Annotated in this window: 11 protein-coding genes; all 11 read left to right on the top strand. The window is 37.4% G+C overall.

All coding sequences use genetic code 11. The features are described from left to right. Window positions 1-4 precede the first annotated feature (4 nt). The 11 genes from wcaM to ugd all read left to right on the top strand — a co-directional run bounded on the left by wcaM (window position 5) and on the right by ugd (window position 13,304). Window positions 5-1,411, top strand: coding sequence for a colanic acid biosynthesis protein WcaM (wcaM, locus tag P0H77_RS13815; protein WP_276157433.1), 1,407 nt, complete (start codon window positions 5-7; stop codon window positions 1,409-1,411). A gap of 147 nt (window positions 1,412-1,558) precedes the next feature. Then, the gene (gene galF / locus P0H77_RS13810; protein WP_276157432.1) at window positions 1,559-2,455 is read left to right on the top strand and encodes a UTP--glucose-1-phosphate uridylyltransferase GalF; all 897 of its coding nucleotides are present in this window, start codon (window positions 1,559-1,561) and stop codon (window positions 2,453-2,455) included. Window positions 2,456-2,976: 521 nt separating this feature from the next. Next, window positions 2,977-3,741, top strand: a complete 765-nt coding sequence (locus P0H77_RS13805) for a glycosyltransferase family 2 protein (protein WP_276157431.1) — start codon at window positions 2,977-2,979, stop codon at window positions 3,739-3,741. Window positions 3,742-3,871: 130 nt separating this feature from the next. After that, window positions 3,872-5,056 (top strand): oligosaccharide flippase family protein, encoded by a 1,185-nt coding sequence (locus P0H77_RS13800; RefSeq protein WP_276157430.1) that lies wholly within the window; start codon window positions 3,872-3,874, stop codon window positions 5,054-5,056. Next, window positions 5,049-6,515 carry a hypothetical protein gene (locus P0H77_RS13795; RefSeq protein WP_276157429.1) on the top strand — a complete coding sequence of 489 codons (1,467 nt, stop codon included), beginning with the start codon at window positions 5,049-5,051 and terminating at the stop codon, window positions 6,513-6,515. Before P0H77_RS13800 ends, P0H77_RS13795 begins: the two co-directional genes overlap by 8 nt. Continuing rightward, entirely contained in the window at window positions 6,502-7,698 is a 1,197-nt protein-coding gene (locus P0H77_RS13790; protein ID WP_276157428.1) for an O-antigen polymerase, read from the top strand. The genes P0H77_RS13795 and P0H77_RS13790 overlap by 14 nt, the downstream gene beginning before the upstream one ends. After that, on the top strand, window positions 7,691-8,518 hold the full coding sequence (locus P0H77_RS13785; RefSeq protein ID WP_276157427.1) for a glycosyltransferase family 2 protein: 828 nt from the start codon (window positions 7,691-7,693) through the stop codon (window positions 8,516-8,518). Before P0H77_RS13790 ends, P0H77_RS13785 begins: the two co-directional genes overlap by 8 nt. Next, entirely contained in the window at window positions 8,502-9,308 is an 807-nt protein-coding gene (locus P0H77_RS13780) for a glycosyltransferase (RefSeq protein ID WP_276157426.1), read from the top strand. The genes P0H77_RS13785 and P0H77_RS13780 overlap by 17 nt, the downstream gene beginning before the upstream one ends. 19 nt (window positions 9,309-9,327) lie before the next feature. Further along, complete coding sequence (locus tag P0H77_RS13775) at window positions 9,328-10,341, top strand: alginate lyase family protein (RefSeq protein WP_276157425.1); 1,014 nt, start codon at window positions 9,328-9,330, stop codon at window positions 10,339-10,341. Between the two features lie 127 nt (window positions 10,342-10,468). Next, window positions 10,469-11,875 carry an NADP-dependent phosphogluconate dehydrogenase gene (gndA, locus tag P0H77_RS13770; RefSeq protein WP_276157424.1) on the top strand — a complete coding sequence of 469 codons (1,407 nt, stop codon included), beginning with the start codon at window positions 10,469-10,471 and terminating at the stop codon, window positions 11,873-11,875. Window positions 11,876-12,137: 262 nt separating this feature from the next. Continuing rightward, entirely contained in the window at window positions 12,138-13,304 is a 1,167-nt protein-coding gene (gene ugd, locus P0H77_RS13765) for a UDP-glucose 6-dehydrogenase (protein ID WP_276157423.1), read from the top strand. The last annotated feature ends 36 nt before the right edge of the window (window positions 13,305-13,340 follow it).

The following is a 13,340-nucleotide window of genomic DNA, read 5'->3' as shown; positions in this document are numbered from 1 at the left end:
TCCCATGGGTAAACATCCGCAAGAACTCTCCCGCCGTCATTTCCTCTCGGCAAGCTCCGCGCTTGCCGTACTTCCTTTACTTCACAGTCCGCTGGCCCGCGCTCTTGGCAGTCTGAAGGCGGTGGACATTCGTGATTTCAATACCGGTAACGACTGGATCCGCGCCTTCAGGCTGGCATTTGCGGCGGCGGACACCGTTGAGGTCCCCAAGGGCGTGGTATGCGATAACATCAACACCAGTATTACGCTGCCGCCGGGTAAAACCCTGCGCGTACAGGGTGCGCTAAAGGGCAACGGGCGTGGGCGGTTTAACCTTAGCGATGGCTGCCAGATCCTCGGCACGCCCGGCTCCAGCCTGTATAACATCATGCTCGATGTGCGTGGCTCGGATTGCGTTATCCAGGGGGTAACATTGAGCGGCTATGGTCCGGTGGCGCAGATCTTCATCGGCACCAAAAAAAAGCAGACCATGCGCAACCTGACCATCAATGACATTACCGTCACCAAAGCCAACTACGGGATTTTGCGTCAGGGTTTCCACGACGCGGTGGAGAATGCAAAAATCACGCACAGCCGCTTCAGCTACCTGCAGGGCGATGCGATCGAATGGAACGTGGCTATTAACGACCGCGATATTCTGATCTCAGACCATGTGATTGAGCACATCGACTGCACGAACGGCAAAATCAACTGGGGCATCGGCATCGGCCTCGCGGGCAGCACCTACGATAACGACTATCCGGAACATATGACGGTAAAAAACTTTGTCGTCGCCAACATCACCGGTAGCCACTGTCGGCAGCTCGTTCACGTCGAGAATGGCAAACATTTTATTATCCGTAACGTTAAAGCGCGGGATATCACCCCGGAATACAGCAAAAACGCCGGCATTGATAACGCTACGGTGGCTATTTATGGCTGTGATAATTTCGTCATTGATAATATCGATATGGAAAACAGCGCCGGAATGTTAATTGGTTACGGCGTGATTAAAGGCAATTATCTCTCCATTCCGCAGAACTTTCGCCTGAATAATATCCACATCCATAACGGCGATCTGCCGTGGAAACTGCGCGGCATTCAAATCTCTTCAGGCAACGCCACCTCGTTCGTCTCCATCACCAACCTTACCACCACCCGCGCCTCGCTAGAGTTTCATAACAAACCGCAGCATCTTTTCATGCGTAACATCAACGTCATGCAGGAGGCGCGTCGCGGCTCTGCCTTAAAGCTCAACTTCGACCTGCGTAAAGACGTACGCGGTAAGTTTATGGCCCGCGACGACACCTTGCTGTCAATGGCGAACATCAAAGCCGTCAACGAGAAAGGGGAGAGTTCGGTTGACGTCGATAGGGTGGATCAGAAGGTGGCGAGGGTGGAAGGGGTGAATTTTCATTTGCCGGGGCGCTAATTTTACGACGATTCCTGGACATTAAACGCCTCGCTTCAGAATTCAACCCGGGTTTTCAGCAGCGATAAGGCGTATCATCCCAAAACTGGCTGGATAAAACATTTTTAGAGTCTATAATTCACAAATCATTTATAGGTGGAAGAAATAATGATTAATTTGAAAGCGGTTATACCGGTAGCGGGCTTAGGGATGCACATGTTGCCTGCCACGAAGGCCATTCCGAAAGAGATGCTACCGATTGTCGACAAGCCTATGATTCAGTACATCGTCGACGAGATTGTTGCTGCAGGGATCAAAGAGATCGTTCTGGTCACTCACTCTTCCAAAAACGCCGTTGAAAACCATTTTGACACGTCCTATGAGCTGGAAGCGCTGCTGGAGCAGCGCGTTAAGCGCCAGCTGCTGGCTGAAGTGCAATCCATCTGCCCTCCAGGCGTCACCATTATGAACGTGCGTCAGGCTCAGCCACTTGGCCTCGGCCATTCGATTCTTTGCGCTCAACCAATTATCGGCGATAATCCTTTCATCGTTGTGCTGCCAGATATTATCCTCGATACCGCGACCGCAGACCCATTGCGCTATAACCTGGCGGCAATGGTCGCTCGCTATAAGGAGACGGGACGCAGCCAGGTGCTGGCGAAAAGAATGGAAGGCGATCTCTCTGAATATTCTGTTATTCAGACCAAAGAGCCTATTGATAATGCAGGTAACGTTAGCCGTATCGTTGAATTTATTGAAAAGCCGGATCAGCCGCAAACGTTGGATTCCGATCTGATGGCCGTCGGTCGCTATGTGCTTTCCGCCGACATCTGGCCGGAACTGGAACGTACACAAGCCGGTGCCTGGGGACGAATCCAGCTTACTGATGCCATTGCTGAACTTGCTAAAAAGCAGTCCGTCGACGCCATGCTAATGACAGGTGACAGCTACGACTGCGGTAAAAAAATGGGATATATGAAGGCCTTTGTTAATTATGGTCTGCGTAACCTGAATGAGGGTGCAAAATTCCGCGAAAGTATTAAAAAATTGCTTAACGCAGGATAACGAATACCCCTTTCAGGGGCGCGGTTAATCCATACCGACAACGGCAGTGGAATTATGATGTTTGAGTTTTTACTCATATCATGATTCCACTGCCGTTTTGTTTTTGTCTTATCTATCAACAACTAAAAATGGTAGGCTTAGACACATTTTTTATTATGTAGATTAAGAATTTTCTTGTCTTATCACTATGTTCGGTTAACATGGTGTATATGAAAAATTTAATCTAATTGTCATGATATTGCAATGTGGTAGCTGTAAGCCAAGAGCGGTAGCGTGCCGAAAAAAACAGCAAAATCAATAAACTAACTTATCACGATTTGTAAAGGGCTTTAATGGAGATTCTCTCCAACTGAGGACTGTAAGCAAAAAAAATTTCGGATTATACGTCGGATTTAAAGGGCTTGGCTTAAATAACTGCCCTATAGCGGCATATCTTAACTTCATAGGTAATAGATTTTAGAATTGCTAATATCCTAACTCAATAAATATAAATCCCAAGTTGATTTCAAAGGAGATATCTAATGGAAAATTCTGTCTTGGTTTCAATCATTACCCCTACTTATAATTCACAATCATTTATATTACAAACCTATAACTCGCTAATTAATCAGAGCCACCAAAAATGGGAGTGGCTTGTAACAGATGATTGTTCTACAGACGAGACATGGGCAATTTTGGATCAGATAAAGGAGAAAGATCAAAGGGTAAAAGTGTTTAAGAATGAACGAAACCGTGGGGCTGCATATTCGAGAAACAATAGCTTAGCAAATGCTCAGGGTTCTTTCATAGCATTTATCGACAGTGATGATCTTTGGGAAAAAGATAAATTAGAAACTCAACTTAAGTTTATGTTAGAGAATGAATATAAATTTACTTTCACTTCATATGATCTTATCAGTGAACTGGGGACTACAATCAACAAACAAATCGATATCAGGGAAAATAGTTTAGAAATATGTTACGAGGATTTATTACTAAAAAAAGTTACGCTTGGTTGTTCAACGGTAATGTTGGATGCAAGTTATCACAAAAATGTTAAAATGCCCCTGCTTCGTACAGGACAGGATTATGCATTGTGGTTAAAATTATTAAAAGAAAATGATAATAAAGCTCATTTACTTCCAGTAATTTTGTCTCATTATAGAATTGTTAAAGGCTCAATATCTAGGAATAAATTTAAAAAAGCCATGAGGCAATGGCAGATTTATAGGCAGATCGAAAGGATTAATTTAATAAAAGCCTCTTGGTGTTTTGTTAATTATGCATGGAGGACTGTAGCAAGATGATTAAAATATAAGCTTATTAGGATGTTTAATTAGATAATACTAAGTATGCTATAATGGCAGGATGTTTCTAATTTAGATTTTTTTATGCTTAAATAATTTATCTTAGCGATGAGTTTAACAGGGTTTGTGTATGCGTTCCTATTTGAGTTTGCTAAATGCTTTTAGCAGCGAATTTTTTTTGATAATCCTCCGAATGTTGTCAACTATATATATAGCAAAAGCTTATGGATTGGCTATATTAGGTAGCTATTCGACTTTAATGACATGGGCATCTATATTAGCATTGTTCTCGGTTTTTGGAGGATATAATTTAATTCAAAAAAATAGTAATGATTCAAGTTATAATAAAGTAATTAAAATTGCATGTTTAATTTCATTATTTAGCGCTATAATTTACTCATTTATTGTTTCTGGGGTTTTCTTTATAAATGAATTTAAATTTGCATTTCTTATATTATTTTTTGAAACTATAAACTTATCGCTAAGATCAATTTCGAAAGCTTTTTTGTATAGTGAAAAAAAAATAAAGATATTGGCCTTGTCCAATATGTTAATTGGGGTTTCATATTTGTTTTTTCTAATTGTATTAGTAAGATTTTTGCCGCTTGAAAAAAATTCTATAGTATATTTTGTAATATCTTATAATTTGGTTTCATTTGCATTTTTTAGCTACGGTATAATAAAACGAAGTTGTAAGACTAAAATTGATTTAAATGATGTAAAAGAATATATTTCAGAAGCTCTCACATTTCTTGCATCATCATCACTTCGAAATCTCTATCAACAATTAGATAAAATTTTAGTTAATATATTTTTTAAAAGTGAAATCTCGGGGCTATATAATTTATGTTCAAGGTTCGCAACAACTGCTTTATTACCCGTAAATACATATATACAATCAATAGAAAGTAATTTTTATCATCAAAAAATCGGACAAGATTCAGTTTATTCGTACTTTGCAAAGAAGAAGAAAATAGCATTTTTTCTGAATGTATTGTTTTCAATAGCATCAGTTGCTCCTGCCTTTTTGATTCTAAAATATCTTAATGAATTAGATTCAACATTAAATTTATATATATTATTTATTCCTTTAATAATAATTCAAGGCTATTTTAATATTTACCTTTCGCTTATGAATGGGCAAGGTTTTAAATCAGAAAGGATTAAAATATTGTTTTTGTTAAATGTCTCTATGTCGCTGTTGGTTTATGTTAGTAGTTTTATGAATATATATTATACACCACTATTTATTGCAGTAATGAACCTATATGTAACATATATCATTAATAAAAAAATAAAGGCTAAAAATGTATAAAAATCTTATTGATAGCAGATTTCATTCCTACTTAAAAGATGATGTTAAAAACAAAATATACTACTTAGATACGAACGATATTGATTTTTCGAAACGTGTTGATATTATTGTAAAAATAAATTTTTTAAAAGCCATCATAAATAATGATGCTGAAAAGATCACTTATTATGAAAAGTTATACATTGATACTATATCAGCGTTTACTGATAATTCTTTTATCGAACCCGGTGAATCGTTTAAGCGAAGCCAGCAAGATTACCTGAAATCTTTCAGGGAAATTTATATAAATATATTAGAGAATGGTTTTGATGAGACAAAAGGACTAGTTCCAGTCAGTCCATCTGGAGTGCCTCTTGATGGTGCGCACCGTATTGCTATAGCAAATGTTTTGAATATCAAAATTCCAGTAATCGAATTAAAAAATCTTGAATGTAATTATGATATAAATTACTTTGACAAAAAAACTAAAGATGATTCATTAATTTTTAATTTAGTAACTGAGTTGGCGCATTTTGATAAAGCCATTAGGATTGCAATTGTTTGGCCGTTCGCCAAACAAAAAGATACTTCCTATTTAGAGGAGTTACTTAACGAAGATTTTATATTTAGTAGAAGTTTAGATCTTAGCCTAAATGGTATAAATAATATATGTCTTGCGTGCTACGAAAAAGAAAAGTGGATTGGAAATTACAAAAATAAATGGGATGGGTCATGGGGAAAGTCAAAAAAAGTTTATTCCGATCAGGAAAAAACTCATGTGGTGCTATTCAAAACTCATGGGATTGATAATGATATCCTTATAAAGGAAAAGTTCCGGCAACAGTTTAGTGGCCTTAAACACTGTATTCATATGACTGATAATCAGGAGGAGACACTAGGCCTTGTTAGGTGTACATTTAACCAAAATAGTGAACTTATATTAAATAATATACAAACTACAGCCCTGAAGGAAATAATTTATTTCCTAGATAAGAATAAATTATATAGTGAGAACTTTGTCTTTACTGGTAGTGTTATTTTAGGGCTATTAGGAATTAGATCATTTAATGATGTTGATTATATTGTCGCTATTGGATCTACGAAATCCATCGTCGACAAGAAATTACTGAGCAATAGTCATAATCACTACGTTAAAAACTATAATCATAAAATTAGTGATTATTTTATTTTTAATTCTTTGACTTTTTCATTTTTAGGGGTGAACTTCATAGAATTAAATGAATTATATAACTTTAAAAAGAATAGAAATGAGTCAAAGGACAAAGATGATATCAAACTTATTGAAAACTTTATAAGTGGGACATATGGAATACGGTTCATCTTTTTGCAAAAGAAAAGATATATTATAATGAAATATAAGCATATGGTTGGATTGATGTATAAAAAAATCATTGTAATTACCAAACTATTGGGTGTTTATAACATTTTGAAAAAAGTGAAACGCAATGAAAGTCACTAAAGACATCGGTGTATGGACGGGCACTTGGCTTCTACTTTGGAGCACATTAGCTTATATTGATTTTTTTGGCATTGGAGGAATTTCATTAGATACTTATTTTTTTATATTATCTTTTATAGTAGTTTTCATTACTTGTTACTTAATAGCAAAAGCATTCTATAGAACACCTCTGCAAAAAACAAATATTGTTAACTATAAATTCATTAAAATATTATTCGTTATAGTGACTTGTATATATATCCCCATATTATATAAATCATTAGTATTAATGACTAATGGTAATATTTGGGAGTATAGAGCAAAAGCTTTTGGTAGCAATGATGAAGCTTCTATACTTTTTGGAAATCAAAATTTACGAATTTTATATACTATCTTTATTGAAGGCGGAGTCTATTTTATACAATTTGCATTCTTGTCTCTATACTTACTTACTGGAAAAAAATCATATTTATTTAAAGGGTTTGTACTGATTTTCGTCATGAGTATTGTAATGCTAGGACGCTCGCCAATATATTATTATGCTTTATTAGTGATTTTTACGATTATTTATAGATCAAATGGTAAGTTATCTTTAAAAGTGCCTATACTGGCATCTATTCTGGCTTGTGTATTATTTTTCTTATCTGCATATAGAGCTGGTGGAGAAATTACACTTTCTTACTTTATTGATAAGTATATAGTTGGCTATCATCTCTACGGGTTTAGTCTCTTTGAAAAAAGCGGAGGGGCAAATTCTTTTTTCGCTACTAGTAGTTGGTTTGGGCAAGCCACATTAGGCAGTTTTTCTTATTTACTTTTGTATCCCTTTTCGAAAATACTTTCTATAAATTTTCTATATTTTAATTCACAAGAATATTTATTAAAAAACTCTTTTATTGTTCTCAATAATGGTGATGAAGCTAATGCCTTTTATACTATTTTTTATGACATGTACCAAGATTTCTCGTGGGGAGCCCCACTCATTTATGGAAGTATATTTGGGATTGTTTATGGGATTGTTTATAAAAAAGCAATGCTAAGGAAAGACTTAAATTCATTTATGCTTATGCTCTTTTTTTTGAACGTAACATTTGGGATGATTTTTAGGAACCCACTGGCAACTAACGGTTTTGTAGGTTTCTTCTTTTATTTTTTATTGTATATATTATTTAATAAAATAATGAAAAAGAGGCTACATGTTTAGTTTAATATTATGTACCATTAATAGATATGATGATGTTGATTTCTTTTTAAATTCTTTGATAGGAAATAAAACGGAATTTGAAGTAATTATTGTTGATCAAAACAATGACGGTTTAATTGATGACCTTATATTAAAATATAGTTTCTTAAATATTAAACATCTTAAAACTAATATTCGTGGGCTTTCTAGGGCCAGGAATTATGGAAAGAAGTATGCCAGTGGAAAATTTATTTGTTTTCCAGATGATGATTGCATCTATTCAAATAGATTGATTGATAAGGTCTTTGATATATTTCAGAAAAAATCTTCAATTGACTTCCTTTCAATCAAAACAATCGATCCTAAGGATGCGAGAAAATCTCTCGTGTATTGTGATTCGAATGAGCATTTGATTTCTTTTGATAAAAAAGCCGGATGCTCATTTACTTACTTCTTTAAAAGAAATAAAAAATTTGATGAGATTCATTTTGATGAGAGAATGGGGGTTGGTGCTAATACGAAATATGGTGCTGGAGAGGAAACTGATTATATAACTCAGCTACTACATATAAATCATAAAGGTTTATATTATCCAGATTTAATTGTTTATCATAAAGCTAAAGAGAATTATTTTGATAAGGAAACATTAATTCGTCTACAAGCCTACGGCGGCGGTTATGCATTTTATATAAAAAAAAATTACCGAATTATAGGGTTCTATAGGGCAGCAAAATTGTGTTTGGCTCCTTTTAAGCGACTTGTAATTAGTGCTTTCAATAAAGGTGAATTTTTAAAATCTTTTTATTTTTTAAAAGGGTGTTTTTATGGATGGTTTAAATAACAAAAATTTAGATGTTTTAATTTCAACATATTCTGATAGGATACTCGATATTTTAAAACGACTTCCATCTGAGAAGAAAAATGTACGTTATTTGATTGGCCATCAAAAATATCATGTTGGAGTAGGTGAGGAAGTTTCGGAAATAATAAACAGCAGACGCGATGTTTTATATTTTCGATTAGACAGCCTAGGCGTTACTAAAAGTAGAAATTTTTTAATTAAAAAATCTGATGCTGATATTATCTGGTTCTGTGATGACGATATTACTTTTGCTGAAAATTATTATGAAAAAATAATTTCATCTCATTTAGAAGATAATTCGGATGTCATTACTTTTATTATTGTTGATGAGACGGGGCAGCCAAGGAAAAAAATTCTATCTGACAATGATATAAAAAAAAGAAGTATTTTAAATATCATGTCAGTCGGTACTATAGAAATTACAATAAAAAAACCGCATAACCATTTTTTTCCAGAGGAGATGGGAGCAGGTACAAATCTTCCGGTCGGCGATGAAGCAATTTTTTTAGCTAATATTTTGAAGCAAGGAAAAAAAATATCATTCCATCCTAAAATAGTTTGCTCACATCCATGCGAGTCATCCGGGACACAAAACTCTGTTATTACGGCTTACTCCAGAGGAGTCACCTTTCGCCAAGTTTTTGGATTTTTCAGTTTTTTTATGGCGTTACCATTTATTATATCTCGTAGGAAATTATTTAAAATAAATGGAGGCTATTTTTCAGGAGTTTCAGCTTTTTGCAAGGGGTTATTAATTAAATTTGATTAATCAATTTTACGAGTAGATCATGAACAAAAAAAACATTTTTTTTATTATTTGTTTTATGTTTTATTGTTTGCCAGCCTATCCTAGTAACGATAGGTTTTGTAAAGAGGTTTCTAAAAAAATTATCCCATTAGATCAGATATTGTTATTGCACCCCAATCCAAAAAAGGAGATGCACTTTGAAGGACTTTTGCCTGAACAGATTCAGAGTAATGATATAATAGCCATGAAAGATATGACTATAATAGGGAGGTTGACTAAATATTGGTTAATTAATAAAGATGAAAAAAGTTTGAAAAAATTAGTTTCATATTTTAACGAATGGTTAACGGTATATAATCCAAATTTTAATCCAATCGACGAAACTAAGTTTGATACTTTATTTTTTAGTTATTATAAGATTCGAAGTTCCCTCACACAGAGTGAGCGTAATCTTTTCGATTCTAAAATAAAATATTGGGCGGAGGGTTATCTGAAGAGAATTAACGGTCCTTTTTTAAAAAATTCTGACAATAACTGGCAAAGTCATAGAATTAAATTGCTTACTATTATGGGGGTTTCTCTACATAATGATGAAATTTTTAATGAGACAAAATTGTTATACTTAAAGCAATTGAAAGATAATATTGATAGTAACTCTGTTACATTAGATTATAAGCAACATAATGCTATACGTTACGCAATTTATGATCTTTTACCACTTCTTCAGGCGGCATCCTATGCAAGATTAAAAGGTGACTCATGGATTGATATGCAGATCAATGGTAAAAAAAAATTGATTGATGCAACAAAATGGGTTCTACCCTATGCTACTGGAGAAAAAAAACACATGGAGTTTGAAAATTCAAATAAATCATTAGATATTAAGAGAAAAGAGTATAATGTTTATGGATATAGTGGCAATTATTCCCCTGAATATTCTAGTGTTTTTTTTTGGTACGTTTTATATATGCTTCCTGAATTGATAGATAATTTCAATATTAGGCTCGATTCCAATAAAGAACCAGTAGTCATGAGTTTTTATTGCTATTCATAGGGTTCTCTTTATTAGAGTTTGATTTGTAAATCTTTTTATGTATAGTTGTCCTTCTAAATACAATATATTTGAGCTAATATCTTGCAACCTTTTATGCATGTATAAAAACACCTGACAGGAGTACATAATGTCCAAGCAACAGATCGGCGTCGTCGGTATGGCAGTGATGGGGCGCAACCTGGCGCTCAACATCGAGAGCCGTGGTTATACCGTCTCCGTTTTCAACCGCTCCCGTGAAAAGACCGAAGAGGTTATCGCCGAGAACCCCGGTAAGAAACTGGTTCCTTACTACACGGTGCAGGAGTTCGTTGAGTCTCTTGAAACGCCGCGTCGTATCCTGTTAATGGTAAAAGCGGGCGCAGGTACTGACAGCGCCATTGATTCCCTGAAGCCGTATCTGGATAAAGGCGACATCATCATTGATGGCGGCAACACTTTCTTCCAGGACACCATTCGCCGTAACCGTGAGCTGTCTGAAGAAGGCTTTAACTTTATCGGCACTGGCGTGTCCGGTGGCGAAGAGGGCGCGCTTAAAGGGCCGTCAATCATGCCCGGCGGTCAGAAAGATGCATACGAGCTCGTTGCGCCAATCCTGACCAAAATCGCTGCCGTTGCGGAAGATGGCGAACCTTGCGTGACGTATATCGGTCCGGACGGTGCGGGTCACTATGTAAAAATGGTGCATAACGGTGTTGAATACGGCGATATGCAGCTGATCGCAGAAGCCTACGCACTGCTGAAAGGTGGCCTGAACCTGTCTAATAACGAGCTGGCGTCCATCTTTACTGAGTGGAACGAAGGCGAGTTGAGCAGCTATCTGATCGACATCACCAAAGATATCTTCACTAAGAAAGATGAAGAAGGTAAATATCTGGTTGATGTGATTCTTGACGAAGCGGCTAACAAAGGTACCGGTAAATGGACCAGCCAGAGTTCACTTGATCTGGGCGAGCCGCTGTCGCTGATCACTGAGTCTGTGTTTGCTCGCTATATCTCATCTCTTAAAGAACAGCGCGTAGCCGCGTCGAAAGTGCTGAGTGGTCCTCAGGCGAAACCCGCTGCTGATAAAGCTGAGTTTGTTGAGAAAGTGCGCCGTGCGCTCTATCTGGGCAAGATTGTCTCCTATGCGCAGGGCTTCTCACAGCTTCGTGCCGCGTCTGATGAACATAACTGGGATCTCAACTACGGCGAGATCGCGAAGATCTTTCGTGCGGGCTGTATCATTCGTGCGCAGTTCCTGCAGAAGATCACCGACGCTTATGCCGAAAATGCCGGCATAGCCAACCTGCTTTTAGCGCCATACTTTAAGCAAATTGCTGATGACTACCAGCAGGCGCTGCGTGATGTGGTTGCCTATGCGGTGCAGAACGGTATCCCGGTTCCGACCTTCTCGGCTGCTGTTGCCTACTATGACAGCTATCGCTCTGCTGTACTGCCTGCCAACCTGATTCAGGCGCAGCGTGACTACTTTGGTGCGCATACGTACAAGCGTACTGATAAAGACGGTGTGTTCCACACTGAATGGCTGGATTAATCTGATTTAGAAAGTCGTCAGAATAAAGCCCGGGGAAATAAAATGACCGGGCTTTTTTGCTTGCATTCCTTTATACATACGCTCGATTTATAATAATTTTAAGAAAAACCTCACTGTTTCCCGTTGGTACAACTTATGCGCCCTAAAATACCCCTCTTGACAGCCCATAAGTTCCGGGGTTAAAAACTCTCACAGCTGATGAATATCGTGGTGGCTGTATAGTCATCTCCTCCACATTTAAACTCACTAAAGTTGCTCTCTAATGAAAATAACAATTTCTGGTACAGGCTACGTTGGTTTATCAAATGGGATTTTGATTGCTCAAAATCATGAGGTCGTGGCATTAGATATCGTCCCGGCTAAAGTGGATATGCTTAATCAGAAAAAATCTCCTATTATTGATAAAGAGATTCAACAATATTTGGCTGAGAAGGAACTGAACTTTCGGGCTACGACTGATAAGCACGAAGCTTATCGCGATGCCGATTATGTCATCATCGCGACGCCAACCGACTATGATCCCAAAACTAATTACTTCAATACCTCGTCTGTAGAAAGCGTTATCCGGGATGTCACAGCAATCAATCCTTCGGCGGTGATGGTCATCAAGTCAACCATCCCGGTGGGATTTACAGAAGCGATTAAAAAAGAACTGAACGTTGATAACATTATATTCTCTCCTGAATTTTTGCGTGAGGGCAGGGCGCTCTATGACAACTTGCATCCGTCACGCATTGTGATTGGTGAACGCTCAGAACGTGCTGAACGTTTCGCGGCACTGCTTCAGGAGGGAGCTATTAAGAAAGATGTGCCAGTGCTATTTACTGACTCAACGGAAGCCGAAGCCATTAAACTCTTTGCTAATACCTACCTGGCAATGCGCGTGGCGTACTTTAACGAGCTGGACAGCTACGCTGAGAGCCTGGGCCTCAATACGAGACAAATTATCGAAGGCGTTTGTCTGGATCCACGTATCGGCACCCACTATAACAATCCTTCCTTTGGCTATGGCGGCTACTGTCTGCCAAAAGATACCAAGCAATTGCTGGCGAACTATGAAGCAGTTCCCAATAATCTCATTTCAGCCATTGTTGATGCTAACCGCACTCGCAAAGACTTCATTGCGGATTCTATTCTTGCGCGGAAACCAAAAGTAGTAGGGGTGTATCGCCTGATTATGAAAAGTGGCTCAGATAACTTCCGCGCCTCCTCCATTCAGGGGATCATGAAACGCATTAAGGCGAAGGGCGTAGAAGTTATTGTTTATGAGCCGGTAATGGCCGAAGATGAATTCTTTCATTCTCGCGTGATTCGAGATATTGAAGCTTTTAAAAAAGAGGCTGACGTTATCATCTCGAATCGTATGGCTGAAGAGCTAACAGATGTCGCGTCGAAGGTTTACACGCGCGATCTCTTTGGTGGTGATTGAATAAATAATTTATATTTGCAAAAAAAGAAACGAGCC

This window comes from Superficieibacter sp. HKU1 (genome assembly GCF_029319185.1).
GTDB lineage: Bacteria > Pseudomonadota > Gammaproteobacteria > Enterobacterales > Enterobacteriaceae > Superficieibacter.
This window is presented reverse-complemented; position numbering and strand designations above follow the sequence as displayed.